Below are 22,325 nucleotides of genomic sequence, written 5' to 3'. Positions count from 1 at the left end.
AGATCAAGATCCGCTTTTGTTACGGCGGTTTTCAGCCGAAGCCGCCTCGCCCGTTGCCCCGGACAGGACCAGGACTGACGCAGGGTGACATTGCCGCGTTGCTAATAACTGACCGGTCGGTTAGTAATTTGGCATGACAAGCGACTCGCCCAGACAGCCCAAGTTCCGCCGCCGCGCCGAAGCCCGCCCCGACGAGGTGCTGGACGCCGCCCTCACGCTCTTTGCCGGGCAGGGGTTTGCGGCCACCACCGTGGATCAGATCGCGGGGCAGGCGGGGGTGTCCAAGGGGGCCGTGTACCTCTACTTTCCTTCCAAGGCTGCGATCCTCGAAGGGCTGGTGCAGCGCACCATCGCTCCGATCGCCGCCGACACCTTCGACCGGATGCATGGCTACCGGGGCGATCCGCGTCCGCTGATCGCCGCCTTCCTCCGCCGCATCGCCACCACGCTGATGCAGGGCGAAACGCGCAAGATCCCGGTCATGATCCTGCGGGAATCTGCGGCCACGCCCCAGATCGCCGCCATGTTCCGCGACTCCGTGCTCGACCAGGCGCTGCCGGCGGTGCGCGCGCTTCTCGAACAGGGGGTGCAGGGCGGACACATCCGCGCCGTCGATCCCGAACTCACCACCCGCACCGTCGTCGGCCCTGTGATGATCCACATCCTCCTGTCCGAGGTATTCGGCATCCGCCCCGACGACGGGCTCGCCATGGACCGGCTGATCGACAACCACCTCTCCATCGTCCTGGCCGGGCTCGCCCCCGACCCGGATCACCCGGATACACCCCGATGAACGACCTGTCCGACTGGGCCCTGTCCCTCGCCGCCGCCGTCTTCCCCGCCCTCGGCGGCCCCCAGACCCCCGCCTACAACGGCTATGCGGAGGCCGATTACGTCTATGTCGCCCCAGCCTCCGCCGGGCGCCTCTCCGACATCGCCGTGGCCGAAGGGGACCGCGTCGCGACCGGCGACCTGATGTTCCGGCTCGACGACGCGCACCAGACCGCCGCCCTGCGCGGGGCGGAGGCGGAGGTGGCCGTCGCGCGCGCCAATCTCGACAACCTTTCCACCGGGTCGCGGAGCGAGGAGATCGATGTCATCCGCGCCTCGCTTCAGCAGTCCCGCGCCGATCAGAAGCTGGCGGCGACCAATCTCACCCGCTCCGAAACCCTGCGCGATACCGGCGCGGTGTCGCAGGCCCGCGTCGACGCCGACCGCACCGCCTTCGAAAGCGCCTCCGCGAAGGTCGCGCAGCTTCAGGCCCAGCTTCAGGTCGCCGAACTGCCCGCCCGCGACGCCCAGAGGATCGCCGCGGAGGCAAGCCTGCGCGCGGCTCTGGCGAAACGCGACGACGCGAAGACCGCATTGGACGACCGGGAGGTCACGTCCCCCGCCGCAGGGTTCGTCGACAAGGTCTATTACACGGGCGGAGAGGTGGCCGGGGCAGGGGCGCCCGTCATCGCCATCTTCCCGCCCGACGCGCTCAAGGCGCTGTTCTTCGTGCCCGAACCCGACCGCGCCAGCATCCGCACCGGCCAGACCCTGACCGTCAGCTGCAACGGCTGCCCGGCGGGCGTCACCGCCACCGTCACCCGGCTGGCCACCACGCCGCAGTACACCCCGCCGATCATCTACTCGCGCGAGGAACGCGCGCGGCTTGTCTACCGGGCCGAGGCGCGGCTGGACGGTGCAGAGGGCCTGCTCCCCGGCCAGCCTCTGACGCTGAGCCCGCAGCCATGACCGCCGATGTCGAAAACGCCATTTCCGTCACCGGTCTGACCAAGCGGTTTTCGGGCCGGACCGTCGTCGACGACTTCGACATGCAGGTGCCGAAGGGTGCGATCTACGGTTTCCTCGGTCCGAACGGATCGGGCAAGACCACGACGATCCGCATGATGTGCGGCCTTCTGACACCCGACGCGGGGCAGGGGGCCTGCCTCGGTTACGACATCCTGACCGAACAGGCCAAGATCAAGGCGCGGGTCGGCTACATGACCCAGAAGTTCTCCCTCTACGAAGACCTCACCATCCGCGAGAACCTCGACTTCATCGCGCGCATGTTCGCCGTGCCCGACCGCCGCAGCCGCGTCACCGAAACCCTCGCCGATCTTGGCCTGACCGACCGGGCGGGGCAGCTGGCCGGTACGCTCTCGGGCGGGTGGAAACAGCGCCTCGCACTGGCTGCCTGCATGATCCACGACCCGCAGCTGCTCCTGCTGGACGAACCGACCGCCGGGGTCGACCCCAAGGCGCGGCGGGATTTCTGGGACGAGATTCGCAAGCTTTCCGCCGCCGGGGTCACCGTGCTGGTCTCAACCCACTACATGGACGAGGCGATCCAGTGCGACTTCATCGCCTACATCGCTTACGGCAAGAAACTGATCTCCGGCGTCGCCGCCGAGATCCCGAAGATGATCGGCCTCTCCACCTACCGCGTCACCGGCCCCGACATCACCGCGCTCGAGACCCGGCTGCGGGCCGAGGACGCGGTCGCCCAGGTCGCCCGCTTCGGCGCGGTGCTGCATGTCTCCGGCACCGACGCGGCAGCGCTCGACGCGCTGGCGGCCCGGATGAAAGGCCCGCAGAAGTGGGAACGCAAGGAGGCCGAACTTGAGGAAGCCTTCATCTACCTGATGAGCGGCGCGGCAGACAATTTCAGCGGGGCGGCGGCATGACCTTCGACTTCTCCCCGGGCCGGTTTCTGGCGGTCCTGTCCAAGGAATTCGTCCAGATGCGCCGCGACCGCATCACCTTCGTGATGATGATCGGCGTCCCGATCATGCAGCTGCTGATCTTCGGTTACGCCATCAACTCCGACCCCCGCCACCTGCCCACGCTGGTGGAGATGGCCGACGAAGGCCCGATCACCCGCGCGATCCTGTCGGGGATGGAGACATCGACCTTCTTCGATTTTCAGGGAGTCGTGACCGGCCCCGGCGAAGGCGACCGCGCACTCCGCGACGGCACCGCCAACTTCGTCGTGGTCATCCCGCCGGATTTCGAACGCGACGTGCTGCGCGGCCTGAAACCCGACATCCTGGTCGAGGCCGATGGCACCGACCCGACCGCCATCGGCGGGGCGGCGGGGGCCATGCCGGGGATCATCGACACCGCCATGGCCGCCACCCTGACCGGCCCGCTCGCCACTGCCGCCCGCCCCGCCGCGCCCTTCGGCGTCACCGTGCACCGCGCCTACAACCCCGAAGGCGAAACCTCTCTCAACATCGTGCCCGGCCTGCTGGCCGTCATCCTCTCCATGACCATGGTGATGATCACCGCCGTCGCCATCGTCCGCGAGGGAGAACGCGGCACGATGGAGACCCTGATCGCCACCCCCGTCCGCCCGGCCGAGGTCATGGCGGGCAAGATCGCCCCCTATGTGCTGGTCGGCTACGTGCAGACGCTGGTCTTCCTGATCCTCGCCCGCGCGCTCTTCGGCGTACCTTTCACCGGGTCGCCGCTCGCCTTCTTCGTCGGCTTCAACCTGTTCATCGTGGTCAACCTCGCGCTCGGCTTCCTGATCTCGACCGTGGCGCGCAGCCAGATGCAGGCGATGCAGGTCTCCTTCTTCACGCTGCTGCCGACGATCCTGCTGTCCGGGTTCATGTTTCCCTTCGCCGCCATGCCGGGCTGGGCGCAGACCATCGGCTCGGCCATCCCGGCCACGCATTTCCTGCGGCTGGTGCGCAAGGTGATGCTGAAGGGCGCGGACCTGTCGGACGTCATGGGCAATGTGATCGCGATCCTGCTGATCCTGCTGGTAATCTCCGCCATCGCCATGCGCCGCTACCGTCAGACGCTGGACTGACCGGCGCTCTGGACTTCCGCGCCGCGCAATGCTTCACCGGGTCCCGACCCGGACGGAGACCGCCTTGCCTTACCGCCTCAGCCTCGCCGCGACCTTGCTGATCGCCCTCGCCATCGGCTGGTTCACCCTGCGCCCGATCGTGGTGATAGAGGTCGGCGGTTCGGACAAGCTGCATCACCTCGTCGCCTTCGGCCTGCTGACCCTGCCGCTGTCCGTCACCCGCCCGCGCTGGATCCCGTGGGTGCTGCTGGCCGCCGTGGCCTACGGCGCTGCGATCGAGATCATCCAGCCCTACGTCGGCCGCTTCCGCGAATGGGCCGACCTCCTGGCCGACGCTGCCGGAGCCCTGATCGGAGCCGCCGCCGGTCTCGCCCTCAGCCGCGACTGGAGCGCCATGCGCCGCCGCCGGTAGTCGCCGCTCATCCCTGCGGTCAACGTCATCCTCGGACTTGATCCGAGGATCTCCCGCCAACCGAAGTCTCCCCCGCCCAGAGAGATCCTCGGATCAAGTCCGAGGATGACGCCGACGTCCCGAAGCAACCTCTCGAACCCCGCACCACCGCTTCTACCCTCAAAGAAACCGCTCCCGCCCCAAGGCACCCTCGTTACGCTCCCGTAGGGTGGGGTTCCACCCCACCAGCACGTCACCCCACCATCCCGCTCACACTTCCGGCTCATGCCACACCCGGCCGCCACCTTCCGTCGCCGGAATCTCCCAGTCTGCCAGCAGACGGTCCAGCCCTGCCTCCAGCCCGGTCAGGGCCGCGCCGAGCCTTCGGTCGATTTCCTCCTGATAGGCCTGCGCCAAAGGCAGCAGGTCGCGCATCAGCGCCTCCCCCTCCGCCGTCAGCGCCAGCCGCACCAGCCGCCGGTCGCCTTCATGGGCGCGCTTCACGATCAGCCCGGCCCCGGCCAGCCGCTTGGCGGCGCGGCTGACCTCGTATTTCTCCATCGCCACCCGTGCCTCTATATCGCGGACCGACACATCGCCGGCATGGGCCAGATGCACCAGCACCCGCCATTCGGGAATCGAGATCCCGAACCGCGCCCGGTACTGCCGCGCCAGTTCCTCGCTTGTCCTCTTCGCCGCGACGGCCAGCCGGTACGGGGTGAACCCCGCAAGGTCGAACGCGGGCAAGTGGGGGCGGTCGTCGGCCATCTCGGTCCTTCCGGCAGGGGGCGCCGGGAAAGATTAAACTTGACCTCGTAGCATTTGCAACGAATCTTCTCCGCATACGCTGAGTCCCGCGCCAGACCGCCGCGGAGGAGGACCCCATGACCCGACAGGACCTGCCCAAAGGCATGATCCGCGCGCCCGGCCTGACCGGCCCGCACGAAGGCTACATGCCCGGCTTCGGCAACGATTTCGAGACGGAGGCGCTGCCCGGTGCGCTCCCCCAGGGCATGAATTCGCCCCAGAAATGCAACTACGGCCTATACGGCGAACAGCTCTCCGGCACCGCCTTCACCGCGCCCAGCCACCAGAACGAACGCACCTGGTGTTACCGCATCCGCCCCTCGGTCAAGCATTCCGGCCGTTACGAACGCATCGACCTGCCCTACTGGAAGACGGCTCCGCATGTGCCAGCCGACGTGACCTCCCTCGGCCAGTACAGATGGGATCCGGTCCCTCATTCAGAGACGCCGCTGACCTGGCTTACCGGCATGCGCACCATGACCACGGCGGGCGATGTGAACACGCAGCTCGGCATGGCCTCCCACATCTATCTTGTCACCGCCTCCATGCAGGACGCCTATTTCTACTCTGCCGACAGCGAACTGCTCGTCGTCCCGCAGGAAGGCCGTCTGCGCTTCTGCACCGAACTCGGCATCATCGACCTCGCCCCGCAGGAGATCGCCATCCTGCCCCGCGGCCTCGTCTACCGGGTCGAACTGCTCGAAGGCCCCGCACGCGGCTTTGTCTGCGAAAACTACGGTCAGAAGTTCGCCCTGCCGGGGCGCGGGCCGATCGGCGCCAACTGCCTCGCCAACCGCCGCGACTTCAAGACCCCGGTCGCCGCGTTCGAGGACCGCGAAACCCCCTCCACCCTCACCATCAAGTGGTGCGGCCAGTTCCATGAGACGAAGATCGGCCACTCGCCGCTCGACGTCGTCGCCTGGCATGGCAACTATGCGCCGGTGAAATACGACCTCACCACCTACTGCCCCGTCGGCGCCGTCCTCTTCGACCATCCCGACCCGTCGATCTTCACCGTCCTGACCGCGCCGTCGGGCGTGGAGGGCACCGCCAACATCGACTTCGTCCTGTTCCGCGAACGCTGGTCGGTCGCCGAAAACACCTTCCGCCCGCCCTGGTACCACAAGAACGTCATGTCCGAGCTCATGGGCAACATCTACGGCCAGTACGACGCCAAGCCGCAGGGCTTCGTTCCCGGCGGCATGTCGCTGCACAACATGATGCTGCCCCACGGCCCCGACCGGGAGGCGTTCGAGGGCGCGTCGAACGCCGAGCTCAAGCCGCACAAGCTCGACAACACCATGTCCTTCATGTTCGAAACCCGCTTCCCGCAGCACCTGACCGAATTCGCCGCGACCGAGGCGCCGCTTCAGGACAACTACATCGACTGCTGGGACAGTCTCGAGAAGAAGTTCGACGGAACGCCCGGTGTGAAGTGACGGGCAAGGGGGCGCTGCCCCCTCTTGAGCCCTCGCGGGCTCAATTCACCCCCGGGATATTTCCGGCAAGATGAAAGGGCAGGGAGGAGCCATGCCGCTACTGAGAAGCTGGGTGGAGAGCGCGAATGCGCCGGACACGGATTTCCCGCTCAACAACCTGCCCTACGGCGTGTTCTCCACGCCCGACCTCGACGGCCGGCGCATGGGCGTGGCCATCGGCGATCACATCCTCGACCTCTTCGCGCTGAGCGAAACCGGCGTGCTGCGCCTGACCGAGGACGGCCCCGATCCTTTCCGCGAGGACAGCTGGAACGCCTTCATGGCGCTCGGCCCGGAAACCTGGGCCGATCTGCGCGCCATGCTGACCGAAGCGCTCTCCGAAGACGCCCCCGACCGCGCCCAATCGGCGCTGCGCCCCGCGCTCGTGCCCGGATGGTCGGTGGACCTTCACATGCCGTTCCGGGTCAGCGAATACACCGACTTCTACTCCGGCCGCCATCACGCGGAAAATGTCGGGCGGATCTTCCGTCCAGACGGCGATCCGCTCTCGGCCAACTGGCTCTCCATGCCGATCGGCTACAACGGGCGCGCCTCGTCGGTCGTGGTCTCGGGCACGCCGGTGCGCCGCCCGCTTGGCCAGCTGCCGACCCGCGAACTGCCGGTTTTCGGCGCCTCGAAACGCTTCGACTTCGAACTGGAATTCGGCGCCATCGTGGGCCAGCCCTCGGACGGCATGATCTCCCTGAAGCGGGCCGGGGAGATGATCTTCGGCTACGTCCTGCTCAACGACTGGTCCGCCCGCGACATCCAGAGGTGGGAGGCCCAGCCCCTCGGCCCCTTCCAGGCCAAGGCCACAGCCACCACCATCTCCCCCTGGATCGTCACCGCCGCCGCGCTCGCCCCGTTCCGCTGCCCGCCCCCGGAGCGCTCCCGCGACCTGCTCCCCTACCTCGACGCGAAAGGGGACTCCGCCTACGACATCGACCTCTCCGTCACCCTCGCCCCGGACGGGGCGGACGAAACCGTGATCTGCCGGTCGAACACGAAATACCTCTACTACAACTCCGCCCAGCAACTGACCCATCACACGACCTCCGGCTGTCCGATGCGGGTTGGCGATCTGCTGGGCTCCGGCACCATCTCCGGCCCTGAAAAGCACCAGCGCGCCGCCCTGCTGGAACTCAGCTGGGGCGGGAAGGAACCGATCCCGCTCGACACCGGAGACACCCGCGCGTTTCTCGAGGACGGCGACACCGTCACCCTGCGCGGCGCGGCGCGGGGCGACGGCTACCGCATCGGCTTCGGCGACTGCGCGGGACAGGTCCTGCCCGCGCCCGACGTCTGACAGTCATCTTGCCCGAAATATCCCCGCCGGAGGCGCACGACCCCGCCACCGGCCCCACGACCCGAGAAAGGCACATCATGAAAGGCTTTGCCTCCGCAGGCGACCTCACCGAAAAGACCGTTTCCTTCACCGAGGTCGGCCGCGACATCTATGCCTTCACCGCGGAAGGCGATCCTAACACCGGCGTCATCGTCGGCGATGACTCCGTCATGATCGTCGAGGCCCAGGCCACCCCGCGCCTTGCCCGGAAGGTGATCGACTGCGTGCGCTCCGTCACCGACAAGCCGATCTCCCATCTCGTGCTGACCCACTACCACGCCGTCCGCGTGCTCGGCGCAGCCGCCTATGGCGCGCGAGAGGTCATCATGTCCGCCACCACCCGCGCCATGGTCGCCGAGCGCGGACAGGAAGACTGGGACAGCGAATTCGCCCGCTTCCCGCGTCTCTTCCAGGGGCACGAGGAGATCCCCGGCCTCACCTGGCCCACCACCACCTTCACCGGCTCCATGACCGTCTGGCTCGGCACCCGCCGGGTCGACATCGCCCAGGTCGGACGTGCACACACCGCCGGTGACGCGGTGGTCTGGGTGCCCGACGAAGAGGTGCTGTACACCGGCGACATCGTCGAATACCACTCCGCCTGCTACTGCGGTGACGGGCATTTCACCGACTGGCCCGCCACGCTCGACGCCGTCGCCGCCTACGATCCCAGGGCCATCGCACCGGGCCGGGGCGACGCGCTCATCGGTGCCGACAGGGTGGCGGAGGCCATCGCGAACACCAAGGATTTCATCCGCTCCACCTATCGCCCCGTGCAGAAGGTCGCCGCCCGCGGCGGCACGCTCAAGGAGGCCTGGGAGGCCGTGCGCGCCGAATGCGACCCGAAATTCGCGGACTACGCGATCTATGAACATTGCCTGCCCTTCAACGTCGCCCGCGCCTATGACGAGGCCCGCGGCATCGACACACCCCGCATCTGGACGGCGGAGCGCGACAGGGAGATGTGGGACCAGCTGCAGGGCTAGGGCGCGCCGCCTGTCACCCCGCGCGACGGCTTCCCTCTCCCCCCGGGGGAGAGGGCCAGGGTGAGGGGGATCGCGCGCAACCGATCCACCCCGCACAACACAATCCCCTCCCCCTTTGAGGGGGAGGGTCAGGGAGGGGGGCACAGGCCCGCAACGAGGGGGGCCACAGGCCCGAACGCACATGCCAGACCGCACCGACCGCCTCTACCCCTACGCCCGGCACCCCGACCAGGACGCGGCCTCCCCCCGACGCCATCCCGTCACCGTGGTCGGCGGAGGCCCCGTCGGCCTCGCCACAGCACTCGACCTCGGCCTGCGCGGCGTGCCGGTCCTGCTGCTCGACGATCAGGAGGGCGTCGGGGAAGGCTCCCGCGCCATCTGCTTCGCCAAGCGTACGCTCGAGATTGCCGACCGCTACGGCGCCGCCGCGCCGATGCTGGACAAGGGGGTCGTCTGGAACCTCGGCAAGGTCTTCCACGAGGACCGCAAGGTCTTTGAATTCAATCTCCTGCCCGAGGACGGCCACCGCTTCCCCGCCTTCATCAACCTCCAGCAGTTCCACGTCGAACGCTTCCTTGTCGACCGCATCCGCACGGCCCAGGCCGAAGGCGCGCCGATCGACCTGCGCGGCGGCAACCGGGTCACGCAGATCGACCGCCAGCCGGACCACACGACGCTCACCGTCACCACGCCGGACGGCCCCTGCGAGATCGAAACCGACTGGCTGGTGGCCTGCGACGGCGCCTCCTCTCCGATCCGCCGGATGATGGGGCTCGACTTCGACGGCCGGGTCTTTCAGGACAACTTCCTGATCGCCGACATCACCATGACCGCCGACTTCCCGACCGAACGCTGGTTCTGGTTTGAACCGTCGCACAGGGCCGGGGCCTCCACGCTGCTCCACCGCCAGCCCGACGGGGTCTGGCGCGTCGACTTCCAGATCGGCTGGGACATCGACCGGACCGAGGAACTGCGGGAGGAGAACGTCAGACGCCGCCTCACCGCCATGCTCGGCCCGGATGTGGGCTACGACCTCGTCTGGACCTCCGTCTACACCTTCCAGTGCCGTCGCATGACCCGTTTTCGCCACGACCGGGTGATCTTTGCCGGGGACTCGGCGCATCAGGTCAGCCCCTTCGGTGCGCGCGGGGCCAATTCCGGCATCCAGGACGCCGACAACCTCGGCTGGAAACTCGCCATGGTGATCCGGGAGGAAGCCCCCGACACCCTGCTCGACAGCTATGACGAGGAACGCCGTCACGCGGCCGACGAAAACATCCTCAACTCCACGCGCTCCACCGATTTCATCACGCCGAAGTCGCGGGTCAGCCATACCTTCCGCAATGCCGTCCTTCGCCTCGCCGGGCGGTACGACTTTGCCCGCCCGCTGGTCAATTCCGGCCGCCTGTCGGTGCCCTGCACCTATGACGGCCTGTCCCTGACCGGCGCCGACGATCTGCCCGGCGGCCCCGCCAGAACCCGCCCCGGCTCCGCCTGTCCGGATGCACCGCTCGGAGACGGCTACCTGCTCGACCGCCTGCGCGACGGCTTCACCCTGCTGACCATCGACGCCGGGGCACCGGACACGCTGGCCGACGGCATCACCATCCGCCGCCTCGCGCTGTCGGCCGCCGACGATCCGACGGGGGCGCTCGCAGCCCGCTACCTCGGACAGGCCGCATCGGCGGTCTACCTGATCCGCCCAGACCAGCACGTCGTATATCGCGCAGCCACCTACGACGACACCGCCGTCCGCCGCGCCCTGCGCCGCACCACCTGCCGGGAGGACACCTGATGGCCAAGCTCAACACCCGCCCCAACATCACCGCCCCCGACCAGTTCTACGCAGAGCTGATCCGCACCCACGAAGGCCTCACCGACGAGGAAAGCGAAGCCCTGAACGCCCGCCTGATCCTGCTGCTCGCCAACCACATCGGCGATGCCGAGGTCCTGACCGAGGCCCTCGCCGCCGCCCGCGAGGTCTGACACCCAGCCACCCCGCGCAACTCATCCCCTCCCCCTGCAGGTCAGGGAGGGGGCGACAGGGGGAGGGTGTTCAAGGAGTCGACAGGGGCAGGGTGTGCGAGGGCGCGACGTCCGATCCCCCCGCGCCACAGGTTCCCTCTCCCCCGGGGGGAGAGGGTTAGGGTGAGGGGGCACCCCGACACCGATACGGTCCACCCCGCAGGCGCACGTAGCGTCACCCTCCCGCACCCGCGGCCTAAAAGGTTGAAACCGCACAGTTCCTGCGCTCTACTGACCTCCGGAGGTGCCATGTGACCACAGATACCGCCGTCGAAGCCGTCAATGCCGCCCGCCACTACGGGCAGGGGCAGTACGCCGTGAAGGCGCTGGATGATGTCTCCCTGTCGATCCGCAAAGGAGAGTTCTTCACCCTCCTCGGACCCTCCGGCTGCGGCAAGACGACTCTCCTCCGCCTGATCGCCGGGTTCGAAACCCCGACCTCCGGTCAGATCCTGCTCTCGGGAAAGGACATCACCGCGATCCCGCCCAACAGGCGCCGCGTCAACACGGTGTTTCAAAGCTACGCGCTCTTCCCCCACCTCTCCGTCGCCCGCAACATCGCCTTCGGCCTCGAAATGCTTGGCCGCCCGAAGTCCGAAATCGCCCCCCGCGTGACCGACATGCTGCGCCTCGTCCAGTTGGATCAGATGGCCGAACGCAAGCCCGCCATGCTCTCCGGCGGCCAGCAGCAGCGCGTGGCACTCGCCCGCGCGCTGGCTCCGGAGCCCGAGGTTCTGCTGCTCGACGAACCGCTCTCCGCCCTCGACCTGAAGCTGAGGAAGGAGATGCAGCTGGAACTCAAGCGGCTCCAGACCGAAACCGGCATCACCTTCGTCTTCGTCACCCACGATCAGGAGGAGGCGCTGACCATGTCCGACCGCATCGGCGTGATGAAGGCCGGCAAGCTCCAGCAGGTCGGAGGCCCGAGGGAGATCTACAACGGACCCGTCAACCGCTTCGTCGCGGATTTCATCGGCGAAACCAACTTCCTCACCGGCACCGCCGCCGGTGACACCGTCCGCATCGCCACCGGCGAAACCCTCGCTGTCCCGGGGGCGGGGCAGGGGCCCGTGACCCTCGCCATCCGCCCCGAACAGATCCGCATCGCCGACGACGGCCCGCTCACCGCCACCCTGACCCAGACGGTCTATTTCGGCACCGACACGCATTGTCACCTGCGGCTCGGCGACGGCACCGATCTGGTCGCCCGCCTGCAATCCCCGCCCTCCGGCGACGTCGGGCTGAGCGCGGGCCAGACCCTGCGCCTCGCCCCCGTGCCGGGATCGGTGCAGGTGCTGGAGGAGGGCTGACATGAACCAGTCCGCGAGGAACGGCTGGCTCCTCTCCCTTCCCGCGCTGATCCTGCTGGTGGTCGGCGCGGCGGGGCCGCTGCTGATCGTCGCGGTCTATTCCTTCCTCGAACCCGGCGACTTCTCGGGCGTGGAATGGTCCTTCACGACCGAGGCCTGGTTCCGCGTCTTCTTCGAACGCGACATCTTCGACGACACCGTCTCAGCCGCCGACGCGCATCTGACGATCCTCTGGCGTTCGGTGAAGCTCTCCCTCCTGACCACGCTCGTCACCTTCGTCATCGGCTTCCCGACCGCCTGGTTCATCGCCACCCAGCCCCCGAACCGGCGGGCGATGTGGCTGTTCCTGATCACCATCCCCTTCTGGACCAACCTGCTGATCCGCACCTTCGCCATTCTCGAGGTGATCCGGAATCAGGGCCTTCTCAACTCCTTCCTGCAATGGCTCGGCCTGATCGACGCCCCGATCCAGATCCTCTACACCGACGGAGCCGTCCTGATCGGCATGGCCTATGTCTACCTGCCGCTGATGGTGCTGCCGCTCTTCGCCGCCATCGACCGCTTCGACTTCCGCCTGATCGAGGCCGCCTACGACCTTTACGCCTCCCGCCTGCTGGTCCTGCGCCGGATCATCGTACCGATCGTGCGCCCGGGTATCGTCGCGGGCTCCATCCTCGTCTTCGTGCCCTCGCTCGGGGCCTACGTGACACCGCGCATCCTCGGCGGTGGCAAGAACATGATGATCGGCAACTTCATCGACCTTCAGTTCGGGCAGGGGCGCAACTGGCCGCTCGGCGCGGCGCTCTCCATGCTGCTCCTCTTCATCGTGATGGCCGCCCTGCTGGCCTATGTCCGCGTGACCTCCTCGGAGGATCGGCAGAATGTCTGAACGCCGTGCGAAACCCTTCTCCATCACCGCGATGCCGGGCTTCGCCACCATCGCCATCCTCGCCTTCGTGCTGCTCTACGTGCCGATCATCACCATGGTGATCTACTCCTTCAACGCGTCGAACTCCGTCGCGCTCTGGGGCGGGTTCTCCTTTCGCTGGTACGCCATCGCCTGGGAAAACGACACGGTGCAGGAGGCGACGGTGCGCTCCCTCGTCATCGCCGTCTCCGCCGCGCTGATCGCCTCGACCCTCGCCACCCTCGCCGCGCTCGGCACCACGCGGCGCAAGAAGTTCAAGGGCCAGACCTTCGTCTACGTGATGATCAACCAGCCCCTGATGGTGCCCGAAATCGTCACCGCCGTTGCGCTCCTGATCTTTTTCGCCGCGATAAAGAAAGCGACCGGCTACACAGGGCTCGCCTACCTGATCCTCGCGCATTCGGCCTTCTGCGTGCCCTTCGCCTACCTGCCGATCCGCGCCCGCCTGGAAGGTATGGACCTGACGCTGGAACGCGCGGCGGCGGACCTCTATGCCACCCCGTTCCAGACCTTCCGCCGCATCACCCTGCCGCTCATGGCGCCGGGCATCGCGGCGGGGGCCATGCTCTCCTTCGTCATCTCGCTCGATGACGTCATCATAACCGAGTTCGTCAAATCCGCCGGACAGGATACGCTGCCGACCTACATGCTGGGTCAGCTGCGCCGCGCGGTCACGCCCGAGGTCAACGCGATCTCCACGGCGCTGCTCGGGCTGACAGTACTGCTGCTGACGGCCTTCTTCCTGCTCACCAGAAAGCGGGGATGAACCCCGTACCGACCAACTAGGAGTGACACATGAAACTGGTTCTGACATCCGCGCTTGCCATCGCGGCGGCCACCGCCGCCACGGCGGAGGGCAAGCTGAACATCTACAACTGGGGCAACTACACCAGCCCCGAGCTGATCGAGAAGTTCGAGAAGGAATTCGACGTCGAGGTCACGATCACCGACTTCGATTCCAACACCACCGCTCTCGCCAAGATCGAGGCGGGCGGGCACGGCTTCGACATCGTCGTCCCGACCCACAGCTACGTCCCGACCTACATCGAAAAGGGCCTTCTCATGAAGCCCGGCATCCCGGAGATGGAGAACTACAAGAACATCTCCGCCAACTGGAAAGAGGTCGACTGGGACCCGATGCGCGAATACACCGTGCCCTGGCAGTGGGGCACAACCGGCGTGGCGGTGAACACCTCGGCCTATGGCGGGGACATCAACACCTCCGACATCTGGCTGAACCCGCCGCCGGAGCTTGAAGGCAAGGTCAATGTCGTGCCCGAGATGCAGGACGTCGTCTCGCTCGCCCTGATGTATGTCGGCGGTGAACCCTGCTCGACCAACAAGGACGACCTGAAAAAGGCCCGCGATGCGCTGGTCGCCGCCAAGGCCAAATGGCTGTCGATGGACTACGGCATGACCGAAAAGCTGTCGAACGGCGACGTCGTGGCGACGGTCAACTGGAACGGATCGACCTTCCGCGCACGGGAAAACAACCCCGACGTGGCCTATGGCTATCCCAAGGAAGGTTACATCGTCTGGATGGACAACGTCGGCATCCTCGCCGACGCGCAGAACCCCGACAACGCGAAGCTCTTCGTGAACTTCATCATGGACCCGGAAAACGCCGCCATGATCTCCGCCTTCGCCCGCTACGCCAACGGCATCGACGGGTCCGAGGCCTTCATGCCGCCCGAAATGAAGGACGCGCCCGAGATCGTCGTGCCGGAGGAACTAAAGGCCGCGGGCAAGTTCAACCCGGCCTGCTCGGACGAGGCGAAGGAATACTACAACGCCATCTGGACCGAACTTCAGAAGTAAGGGCAGGGGGCAGCCCCCTCACCCCATCCCTCTCCCCCGCGGGGAGAGGGAGCCGCCCTTGGGACGCCAAGCGCAGGCCCCCGGCAAAAGCACGTCAGAAACCGCTTAGCGCAACAGGTTCCCTCTCCCCCCGGGGGAGAGGGTCAGGGTGAGGGGAACCCCGCTCCTCGCCAGTCCAAACATCCACCAGACGCACTCCCCTCCCCCTGCAGGGGGAGGGCCAGGGAGGGGGTCATCACCGCCAGAGCAGGACCCGACCCGGCCTCACTCCGCCACCACCGGATTGCGCAGCACCCCGATCCCCTCGACCTCGACCTCCACCACATCCCCGGCCTTCATCCAGAGCGGAGGCTTCCGCGCCATCCCGACCCCGGCGGGCGTGCCGGTGACAATCAGGTCGCCGACCTCCAGCGTCATCACGGCCGACAGTTTCTCCACCAGCGTTGCCACGTCATAGATCAGCTGCGCGGTGTTGGACTCCTGCACGACCTCCCCGTTCAGCCGCGTCCGGATCGCGAGGCCCGAGGCCCCCTCGGGCAGCATGTCCGCCGTCACGAAATCCGGCCCCATGGCCCCGGTCGCATCGAAGTTCTTGCCCAGCGTCCACTGCGGCGTCGCCATCTGGAAATCCCGGATCGATCCGTCGTTGAACAGGGTGTACCCCGCGACATGGGCCAGCGCCTGCGCCTTCGGGATCGACCGGCCCCGCTTGCCGATCACCGCCACCATCTCGCCCTCGTAGTCGAACTGCTCCGACGCCGCCGGCTTCACCAGCGCCCCCTCATGCGCGACCAGGTTGTCGTTGAAGCGCACGAAGACCGTGGGATAGGGCGGCGGCGCGTGGTTCGTCTCGGCCGCGTGGTCGGCGTAGTTCAGCCCGACGCACAGAACCTTCCCCGCCCGCCGGAACGGCAGTGCGGGGGTAACAGAGGCCTCGTCGATCGCATCGCCCGCCGCCAACACCTTGCCCGCCGCCGCCAGCCTGCCCGATCGGATCAGGTCGTCCAGCGACCCAGTGTAGGAGGCATCCTCCGCCATCAGCCCCGCCAGCCCGGTGTCCGTTCGCACCGCCAGCCCCGCAACCCCGTCCCGCGTGAACGCAAAAAACCGCATGAAATCCTCCTCCTGTCGGGGCCGTCGTCCGGCGCCTGTCAGGGCGGAGTGATACATGCCCCGCCGGCGGGCGCAACTCGCCCCGGCCCCTGACGCCGTACTCAGCGGGCGCGGGGGATCACCGGCGTGCCGTCCTTCACCACCTCCATCGCCATGAAGGTCGAGGTCTGCGCCACATGCGGAAGATGCGCGATCAGGTCGGTCAGCGCCCGGCGATAGGCCGCCACGTCGCGGGTCCGGATCTTCAGCAGGTAATCGAATCCCCCCGCGATCATGTGGCAGGCCTCGATCTCAGGCGCCTCCCGGACCGCGTGATTGAACGCCTCAAGCTGCGGCGCCGTGGTCCCCGACAGCGTGACCTGCACGAAGGCGACCTGCGCCAGACCCAGGCGTTCCGCGTCCAGCGCCGCGTGGTAACCGAGGATATACCCCTCTGTTTCCAACCGCTTGAGCCGCGCGGCGACCGGTGTCTTGGACAGCCCGACCTTCTCCGACAGTGCCGCCAGGGACAGACGCGCGTCTTTGGCCAAAGCGGCCAGGATACGGCGGTCGATGCGGTCCAGATCGTCGGAAATGTCGTTCATGATAGGTCATATGACCTGAAATCATCCCGAATAAAAGGAATTTTGGCCTGCGAACGGTCAGGTTTACAGAAACGCAACACCTCAAATCCCGGTGTATGATGCCCCAAAGCGATACCAGACCGACACCCGACAGACACCCGCCCCGCCAAATACCGGCGCCGCCAGACCGCCCCGCCGGACACGCCGGCCAGCCCGCCCGACCAACGAGCCCGATCAACGAGAAGGAGCCCCTCATGCTCACGGACATCCGCACTGCCCTCCGCGCCGCCACCCTCGGTCCCGAGGGCGACGCGCTCTCCCGACTGATCGATCAGGCCGCGCTCTCCGACACGGACCGCGCCGCTGTCTCCGCCGATGCGGCCGGTCTGATCCGCCGCGTCCGCTCTGCCGCCGCGCCCGGAATGATGGAAAGCTTCCTCGCCGAATACGGACTTTCCACGAAAGAGGGCGTCGCCCTCATGTGCCTGGCCGAAGCGCTGCTGCGCGTGCCGGACGCCGAAACCATCGACGACCTGATCCAGGACAAGATCGCGCCGCACGACTGGGGCGCGCATGTCGGCGACTCCGGCTCGCTCATGGTCAATGCCTCCACCTGGGCGCTGATGCTGACCGGCCGCGTGCTCGACGATGAGGAGGACGACGGCGTCGTCGGCGCCCTGCGCGGCATGGTTCGCCGCCTTGGCGAACCCGTGATCCGCACGGCCGTCGGCCGTGCCATGCGCGAGATGGGATCGCAGTTCGTCCTTGGCCGCGACATCCGCGAGGCGATGACCCGCGCCAAGACCCGCGAAAGGCAGGGCTTCACCTACAGTTACGACATGCTCGGCGAAGCCGCCCGCACCGAAGACGACGCGATGCGCTACCACGGCGCCTATGCCCAGGCCATCGCCGCCATCGCCGCCGCCGCGACCACCGGCGACATCCGCACCAACCCCGGCATCTCGGTCAAGCTCTCCGCCCTGCACCCGCGGTACGAGGTCGCCAAGACCGACACCATGCTGCCCGACCTCACTGCCCGGACTCTGCAACTGGCCCGCGCAGCGAAGGACGCCGGCATCGGCTTCAACATCGACGCAGAGGAACAGGACCGCCTCGACCTCTCCCTCGACGTGATCGAAGCCGTGCTCTCCGACCCGACGCTGGCCGGTTGGGACGGCTTCGGCGTGGTGGTGCAGGCCTATGGCCCCCGCGCCGCCCACGTGCTCGACTGGCTCTATGCCCTGGCCACCCGTCTTGACCGCCGGATCATGGTCCGGCTCGTCAAGGGCGCCTACTGGGACACGGAGATCAAGCGCGCCCAGGTCCTCGGCCTCTCCGGTTTCCCGGTCTTCACCCGCAAGGCCAACACCGATGTCAGCTACATCGCCAACGCCCGCAAGCTCCTGGACATGCGCGACCGCATCTACCCGCAGTTCGCCACGCACAACGCCCATACCGTCGCCGCCATCCTGCACATGGCCCGCGGGGACAATGCAAAGCCCCGCGCCGTCGCGGAGCCGGTCGACCCTGCGAACCATCCCGCCGCCACCGGAAGTGCCGCCAATGGCCCGCCCATCACCGGAGCCGCCGGCACGGACGGACCCGCCGCCACCGGACCCGCCACCACGGGGCCCGTCGCCACGGACGGGGCCACCGCCGGACCTGTCGCCAGGGGCGAACCCTCCGACCCCGGAGCCGCCGCCACGGGCGCGCCCGAAGATACCTTCGAATTCCAGCGCCTCCACGGCATGGGCGAAGCCCTGCATGACGCCGTCCTCAAGACCCACGGCACCCGCTGCCGCATCTACGCCCCGGTCGGGGCGCATCGTGACCTTCTCGCCTATCTCGTCCGCCGCCTGCTCGAAAACGGCGCCAACTCCTCCTTCGTGCACCAGATCGTCGACGACGCCGTCGCGCCGGAGACGATCGCCCGCGATCCCTTTGCCCATTGCGACGGCGCGCCCAACCCGGCCATCGCCCATCCAGCCGCCATCTACGGCGCGGGCAGAACGGCCGCGAAGGGGTGGGACCTGACCGACCCGCGCGACCTTTCCGACATCGAGACTGGCAGAAAACCCTTCGCAAAAGGTTACCAGTGGCAGGCGGGGATCGGAAAAATGACCCGCAACGTGGTCAACCCCGCCGACAGTACTGATATCGTCGGACAGGTATCTGAAACCTCTGAATGGATGGTCCACGCCGCCATTTCCACCGCCGCCGCTGCCCAGCCCGGCTGGGCCGCCACCCCGGTTGCCACCCGCGCCGACATTCTGCGCGCCACGGCGGACCTTTACGAAACCCACACGCCCGAACTGCTGGCGCTCTGCACGCGTGAGGCGGGCAAGACGCTCTCCGACGGTGTCGCGGAAATCCGCGAAGCCGTTGATTTCCTGCGCTACTATGCTAATCAGGCCGCCCGCGCCGAAAGGGACACCATCGCCCGCGGCGTGATCGCCTGCATCAGCCCCTGGAACTTCCCGCTCGCCATCTTCACCGGTCAGATCGCCGCCGCGCTGGTCACCGGCAACGCCGTCATCGCCAAGCCGGCCGAGCAGACCCCGCTGATCGCCGCCCGCGCCACGGCCCTGATGCACGAGGCCGGGGTTCCCGTCGAAGTGCTGCACCTCCTGCCCGGCGACGGCCCCTCGGTCGGCGCCCCGCTCACGGCCGATCCGCGCATCACCGGGGTCTGCTTCACCGGCTCGACCGAGGTCGCGCAGATCATCAACCGTCAGCTCGCGCAGACCGCCCCCGAGGCCATGCTGATCGCGGAAACCGGCGGGCTGAACGCCATGGTCGTGGACTCCACCGCCCTGCCGGAACAGGCCGTGCGCGACATCCTCGCCTCTGCCTTCCAGAGCGCCGGGCAGCGCTGTTCCGCGCTGCGCATCCTCTACGTCCAGCGCGACGTGGAGGAGAAGGTGATCGAGATGCTCTCGGGCGCGATGGACAGCCTGACGATTGGCGATCCCTGGCACCTGTCGACCGACACCGGCCCCGTCATCGACGCCGAGGCCCGCGACACCATCGCCGCCTACTGCGCTGACATGGAAGGGAAAGGCCGGCTCATCAAGCGGCTCGACGCGCCGCAGGACGGGCTCTTCGTCGCCCCCCATGTCTTCCGCGTCTCCGGCATCGCGGAGATGGATCGTGAGATTTTCGGCCCCGTCCTGCACGTCGCCCGCTTCGATGCGGACCAGCTGGATCGGGTGATCGCCGATGTGAACGCGAAGGGCTACGGCCTGACCTTCGGGCTGCACACGCGGATCGACTCCCGCGTGCAGCAGGTGGTCGACGCGCTGCATGTCGGCAACCTCTACGTGAACCGCAACCAGATCGGCGCGGTGGTCGGTTCCCAGCCCTTCGGGGGGGAGGGGCTCTCCGGCACCGGACCCAAGGCGGGCGGTCCGCTTTACCTGTCGCGCTTCCGCCGCGCGCCCGTCGCCGCCACCCCCGAGGCGACGCAGGCGGAGGCCATCCCCACGGCCATGCTCACCTCCGCCCTCGACGCGCTTTCTCCCTCCGCCTGGGCCAAGCGTGGCGACCGCATCTCCACCCTGCGCGCCCTGCTGCGAGGCGCGGCGGCAGAGGCAATGAGCGCGGTCGCCGCGCTCGACATGGGGCCGCTGGACCTTCCGGGGCCGACCGGCGAATCCAACCGGCTGAGCCTGGTCGCACGGGGCCGGGTGCTCTGCCTCGGCCCGGATGCGGAGACGCTGCTGGCGCAGGTCGTCCAGGCGCTTGGCACCGACAACGCGGTGCTGGCCGTCGCCCCCGCCGCGCCGGAGGTCCTGTCCGCCCTGCTGCGCGCCGACATCCCGCTGCGGGCCCTGTCAGGCACCGTCCCGCCCGAGGCGCTGCGGACCCTGCCTCTCAACGCCGTCGCCGCAGCCGACCCCGCCCTGCGTGCGCAACTGGCGCAGCGCGAGGGCCCGATCCTCCCCCTCATCACCGCCCCGCTGGACCCGGCGGCCTATGCCCACGAACGCGCGGTCTGCATCGACACGACGGCGGCCGGGGGGAACGCGACGCTGCTGGCGAAGGCGGGGTAGGGGATGGGGCTGGGTTTCGGAGCGGGGGACCGAATGGGCGACGATGCAGTGGGCGGTGATGTGGTTAATCGCGGCCGGCCACACGTACGGGAGAGGAGAGACGTTGTCGAAGGGCGGGGTGCTGCCATTCGCTGCGCCGTGCACGATCGTCTGGTTCAAGGTACGAAGCCATTAGCGCCTTTGTTTTTCGATCTAAAAATAATCCGGTCCGCCGCGCGAAATGAGCTATTTACGACAACTAAGAATGCAGCATTGAATAGCCCCGCGTTACTTAGACGCCTTCGTGTCTCAGTTTCTGCTGCCGTTCGAAGTCGACGGGTGAAAGCATTTCATTCCGGGTGTGCTTGCGCTTCGGGTTGTAGAACACCTCGATGTAGTCGAACATGTCCAGCCTTGCCTCCGCGCGCGTTCGGTAGGTCCGACGCCTGATCCGCTCGCGCTTGAGCAGGTTGAAGAAGCTCTCGGCTACTGCATTGTCGTGGCAGTTCCCGCGGCGGCTCATCGAGTGCTCCAGATTGTGTGCCCGCAGGAACGCGGCCCAGTCCATGCTGGTGAACTGGCTGCCTTGGTCCGAGTGAATCAGAACCTTTTCTCTTGGCTTTCTCCGCCATGTCGCCATCAAAAGCGCTTGCAGCACGACATCGGTCGTCTGACGGCTCTGCATCAACCAGCCGACAATGCGCCAAAAAAAGATTTCGGCCGTAACGCGTCAGTTGACTTGATTGCATTTGACTATGTTAGTTCGGGAAATTACGGCACGGGAACGTCCTCAATGCCTGGCTTCGAACTTGCTCAAAGCGGCTTTCAAATCGTGCAAAATCAAAGGCTTGCGCAGGAAAAGGCTTCCCGGCGGAAGGTCCATTGGTGCAAGATGGGTGCCGCCGGAAATTACCACAATATGGCAGCCAGTCCCCATGTCCCTGACATATCTCGCCAAGGCCAGCCCGTCCATAGAGCCAGGCATGTCGATGTCAGTGACCAGAAAGTCGAAATCTATGCCGTCCGAAATCAAGGCGACCGCTTTGTCTGCATCTGCTGCCTCGCGGACGGAATGCCCCAAGTCGAAAAGACACAGAGAAAGGTCCATCCGGATTATCGCGTCATCCTCGACAAGCAGGATTTCGAATGACCGTGAGTTTCGATCCATGGCACGCACCTTTCGCTGAATTGGAAGCGCGCCGCTAAGCGGTGGACACGAGACCCTACGTCATCAACAGGTCAATTGGGGTCTTGGTTCCTTAGTAGACAGCGAAATCACGCGCGATGACAGAACTGTCGCGCTGCCACACGGAACTGCCGCCGACACAAGGCCTCGCGCGTCCAAGAGGCGCTGCTTCAACAAGGATCAGATTGGGATGCCAGCAGGCGTCCGTCGCCCAGCTTCACGAAAAACTCTCGCCAGCTAAGGTCCATGCCACGGTAATCGGGTGTTGTGGTTACAAGCCTGTCACTTGGGTTCAACGCCGGCTCCGTCACGACTTCGGCGATTTCACTCATCGTTCTTCGCGCCCGCATCTCGCGCAGCTCTCGCGGCTTTCAGACGTTCGCCTTTGGCAGCGCGTTCCCGCGCCTCTTCTTCAAGGATCAATTTCGCCGCTGCCGTGGTCTTATCCAGCTGCGTGCGGGGTTGCTCGGGCATGTCCTTGAATGTGCCCTCCGCTTTCAAGTAGCGTCCCCCGTTGCCACGCTGCGGGGGGACGC

At 67.0% G+C, this 22,325-nt stretch carries 20 protein-coding genes and 1 pseudogene; 15 read left to right on the top strand and 6 right to left on the bottom strand.

The genetic code is table 11. From position 1 onward, the window contains the following. Window positions 1-133 precede the first annotated feature (133 nt). The 5 genes from IEV87_RS10300 (at window position 134) to IEV87_RS10280 (ending at window position 4,220) form a co-directional block, all read left to right on the top strand. Complete coding sequence (locus tag IEV87_RS10300) at window positions 134-793, top strand: TetR/AcrR family transcriptional regulator (protein ID WP_188477598.1); 660 nt, start codon at window positions 134-136, stop codon at window positions 791-793. Further along, window positions 790-1,740 (top strand): HlyD family secretion protein, encoded by a 951-nt coding sequence (locus tag IEV87_RS10295; RefSeq protein ID WP_188477597.1) that lies wholly within the window; start codon window positions 790-792, stop codon window positions 1,738-1,740. The genes IEV87_RS10300 and IEV87_RS10295 overlap by 4 nt, the downstream gene beginning before the upstream one ends. Next, complete coding sequence (locus IEV87_RS10290) at window positions 1,737-2,675, top strand: ABC transporter ATP-binding protein (protein ID WP_188477596.1); 939 nt, start codon at window positions 1,737-1,739, stop codon at window positions 2,673-2,675. Before IEV87_RS10295 ends, IEV87_RS10290 begins: the two co-directional genes overlap by 4 nt. Then, window positions 2,672-3,808, top strand: coding sequence for an ABC transporter permease (locus tag IEV87_RS10285; RefSeq protein WP_188477595.1), 1,137 nt, complete (start codon window positions 2,672-2,674; stop codon window positions 3,806-3,808). Before IEV87_RS10290 ends, IEV87_RS10285 begins: the two co-directional genes overlap by 4 nt. Window positions 3,809-3,872: 64 nt before the next feature. Then, window positions 3,873-4,220 (top strand): VanZ family protein, encoded by a 348-nt coding sequence (locus IEV87_RS10280; RefSeq protein WP_229737521.1) that lies wholly within the window; start codon window positions 3,873-3,875, stop codon window positions 4,218-4,220. 249 nt (window positions 4,221-4,469) lie between these two features. On the opposite strand, the gene IEV87_RS10275 is transcribed toward IEV87_RS10280, so the two are convergent. Continuing rightward, window positions 4,470-4,967 (bottom strand): MarR family winged helix-turn-helix transcriptional regulator, encoded by a 498-nt coding sequence (locus tag IEV87_RS10275; protein ID WP_188477593.1) that lies wholly within the window; start codon window positions 4,965-4,967, stop codon window positions 4,470-4,472. Window positions 4,968-5,083: 116 nt separating this feature from the next. Between IEV87_RS10275 and hmgA the strand changes: the two genes are divergently transcribed. From hmgA to IEV87_RS10230, 9 genes are all read left to right on the top strand, one after another. Further along, on the top strand, window positions 5,084-6,445 hold the full coding sequence (gene hmgA / locus IEV87_RS10270) for a homogentisate 1,2-dioxygenase (RefSeq protein ID WP_188477592.1): 1,362 nt from the start codon (window positions 5,084-5,086) through the stop codon (window positions 6,443-6,445). A 91-nt stretch (window positions 6,446-6,536) separates the two neighbouring features. After that, a complete protein-coding gene (gene fahA / locus IEV87_RS10265) occupies window positions 6,537-7,790 on the top strand; it encodes a fumarylacetoacetase (protein ID WP_188477591.1) in 1,254 nt (417 codons plus the stop codon). A gap of 74 nt (window positions 7,791-7,864) precedes the next feature. Next, window positions 7,865-8,815, top strand: coding sequence for an MBL fold metallo-hydrolase (locus IEV87_RS10260; RefSeq protein ID WP_188478403.1), 951 nt, complete (start codon window positions 7,865-7,867; stop codon window positions 8,813-8,815). 181 nt (window positions 8,816-8,996) lie between these two features. Then, window positions 8,997-10,610 carry an FAD-dependent oxidoreductase gene (locus IEV87_RS10255; RefSeq protein WP_188477590.1) on the top strand — a complete coding sequence of 538 codons (1,614 nt, stop codon included), beginning with the start codon at window positions 8,997-8,999 and terminating at the stop codon, window positions 10,608-10,610. Beyond that, window positions 10,610-10,801, top strand: coding sequence for a DUF2783 domain-containing protein (locus IEV87_RS10250; RefSeq protein WP_188477589.1), 192 nt, complete (start codon window positions 10,610-10,612; stop codon window positions 10,799-10,801). Before IEV87_RS10255 ends, IEV87_RS10250 begins: the two co-directional genes overlap by 1 nt. 290 nt (window positions 10,802-11,091) lie before the next feature. Further along, window positions 11,092-12,150 carry an ABC transporter ATP-binding protein gene (locus IEV87_RS10245; protein ID WP_188477588.1) on the top strand — a complete coding sequence of 353 codons (1,059 nt, stop codon included), beginning with the start codon at window positions 11,092-11,094 and terminating at the stop codon, window positions 12,148-12,150. A gap of 1 nt (window position 12,151) precedes the next feature. Beyond that, complete coding sequence (locus IEV87_RS10240; protein ID WP_188477587.1) at window positions 12,152-13,039, top strand: ABC transporter permease; 888 nt, start codon at window positions 12,152-12,154, stop codon at window positions 13,037-13,039. Then, the gene (locus tag IEV87_RS10235; protein WP_188477586.1) at window positions 13,032-13,844 is read left to right on the top strand and encodes an ABC transporter permease; all 813 of its coding nucleotides are present in this window, start codon (window positions 13,032-13,034) and stop codon (window positions 13,842-13,844) included. Before IEV87_RS10240 ends, IEV87_RS10235 begins: the two co-directional genes overlap by 8 nt. Before the next feature lie 29 nt (window positions 13,845-13,873). Continuing rightward, window positions 13,874-14,896 (top strand): extracellular solute-binding protein, encoded by a 1,023-nt coding sequence (locus tag IEV87_RS10230; protein WP_188477585.1) that lies wholly within the window; start codon window positions 13,874-13,876, stop codon window positions 14,894-14,896. A 264-nt stretch (window positions 14,897-15,160) separates the two neighbouring features. Here IEV87_RS10230 and IEV87_RS10225 read toward each other — a convergent pair whose 3' ends face one another. Next, window positions 15,161-16,009, bottom strand: coding sequence for a fumarylacetoacetate hydrolase family protein (locus IEV87_RS10225; RefSeq protein ID WP_188477584.1), 849 nt, complete (start codon window positions 16,007-16,009; stop codon window positions 15,161-15,163). A 101-nt stretch (window positions 16,010-16,110) separates the two neighbouring features. After that, window positions 16,111-16,593, bottom strand: coding sequence for an Lrp/AsnC family transcriptional regulator (locus tag IEV87_RS10220; RefSeq protein WP_188477583.1), 483 nt, complete (start codon window positions 16,591-16,593; stop codon window positions 16,111-16,113). 233 nt (window positions 16,594-16,826) lie between these two features. Here IEV87_RS10220 and putA point away from each other — a divergent pair, with 233 nt between their 5' ends. Next, entirely contained in the window at window positions 16,827-20,624 is a 3,798-nt protein-coding gene (gene putA, locus IEV87_RS10215) for a bifunctional proline dehydrogenase/L-glutamate gamma-semialdehyde dehydrogenase PutA (RefSeq protein WP_229737520.1), read from the top strand. A 271-nt stretch (window positions 20,625-20,895) separates the two neighbouring features. On the opposite strand, the pseudogene IEV87_RS10210 reads toward putA, so the two are convergent. From IEV87_RS10210 to IEV87_RS10200, 3 genes and pseudogenes are all read right to left on the bottom strand, one after another. Further along, window positions 20,896-21,330 (bottom strand): annotated as a pseudogene (locus IEV87_RS10210) (IS3 family transposase); the annotation flags it as partial. Between the two features lie 63 nt (window positions 21,331-21,393). Further along, window positions 21,394-21,711: a response regulator gene (locus tag IEV87_RS23075; RefSeq protein WP_373284041.1), complete on the bottom strand. Its 318-nt coding sequence runs from the start codon at window positions 21,709-21,711 to the stop codon at window positions 21,394-21,396. Window positions 21,712-22,113: 402 nt separating this feature from the next. After that, window positions 22,114-22,290, bottom strand: coding sequence for a hypothetical protein (locus IEV87_RS10200; protein ID WP_229737518.1), 177 nt, complete (start codon window positions 22,288-22,290; stop codon window positions 22,114-22,116). Window positions 22,291-22,325: the final 35 nt, after the last annotated feature.

This window comes from Primorskyibacter flagellatus (assembly GCF_014638275.1).
GTDB classification, from domain to species: Bacteria; Pseudomonadota; Alphaproteobacteria; order Rhodobacterales; family Rhodobacteraceae; genus Pseudooceanicola; species Pseudooceanicola flagellatus_A.
Note: the sequence above shows the minus strand (reverse complement) of the source record. Positions and strands in the feature narration are given on the sequence as shown.

Excerpts from the sequence above, each read along its gene's own strand:
- IEV87_RS10300 (WP_188477598.1), top strand. The coding sequence starts at position 134 with ATGACAAGCGACTCGCCCAGACAGCCCAAGTTCCGCCGCCGCGCCGAA.
- IEV87_RS10295 (WP_188477597.1), top strand. The coding sequence starts at position 790 with ATGAACGACCTGTCCGACTGGGCCCTGTCCCTCGCCGCCGCCGTCTTC.
- IEV87_RS10290 (WP_188477596.1), top strand. The coding sequence starts at position 1,737 with ATGACCGCCGATGTCGAAAACGCCATTTCCGTCACCGGTCTGACCAAG.
- IEV87_RS10285 (WP_188477595.1), top strand. The coding sequence starts at position 2,672 with ATGACCTTCGACTTCTCCCCGGGCCGGTTTCTGGCGGTCCTGTCCAAG.
- IEV87_RS10275 (WP_188477593.1), bottom strand. The coding sequence starts at position 4,967 with ATGGCCGACGACCGCCCCCACTTGCCCGCGTTCGACCTTGCGGGGTTC.
- hmgA (WP_188477592.1), top strand. The coding sequence starts at position 5,084 with ATGACCCGACAGGACCTGCCCAAAGGCATGATCCGCGCGCCCGGCCTG.
- fahA (WP_188477591.1), top strand. The coding sequence starts at position 6,537 with ATGCCGCTACTGAGAAGCTGGGTGGAGAGCGCGAATGCGCCGGACACG.
- IEV87_RS10255 (WP_188477590.1), top strand. The coding sequence starts at position 8,997 with ATGCCAGACCGCACCGACCGCCTCTACCCCTACGCCCGGCACCCCGAC.
- IEV87_RS10250 (WP_188477589.1), top strand. The coding sequence starts at position 10,610 with ATGGCCAAGCTCAACACCCGCCCCAACATCACCGCCCCCGACCAGTTC.
- IEV87_RS10240 (WP_188477587.1), top strand. The coding sequence starts at position 12,152 with ATGAACCAGTCCGCGAGGAACGGCTGGCTCCTCTCCCTTCCCGCGCTG.
- IEV87_RS10235 (WP_188477586.1), top strand. The coding sequence starts at position 13,032 with ATGTCTGAACGCCGTGCGAAACCCTTCTCCATCACCGCGATGCCGGGC.
- IEV87_RS10230 (WP_188477585.1), top strand. The coding sequence starts at position 13,874 with ATGAAACTGGTTCTGACATCCGCGCTTGCCATCGCGGCGGCCACCGCC.
- IEV87_RS10225 (WP_188477584.1), bottom strand. The coding sequence starts at position 16,009 with ATGCGGTTTTTTGCGTTCACGCGGGACGGGGTTGCGGGGCTGGCGGTG.
- IEV87_RS10220 (WP_188477583.1), bottom strand. The coding sequence starts at position 16,593 with ATGAACGACATTTCCGACGATCTGGACCGCATCGACCGCCGTATCCTG.
- putA (WP_229737520.1), top strand. The coding sequence starts at position 16,827 with ATGCTCACGGACATCCGCACTGCCCTCCGCGCCGCCACCCTCGGTCCC.
- IEV87_RS23075 (WP_373284041.1), bottom strand. The coding sequence starts at position 21,711 with ATGGACCTTTCTCTGTGTCTTTTCGACTTGGGGCATTCCGTCCGCGAG.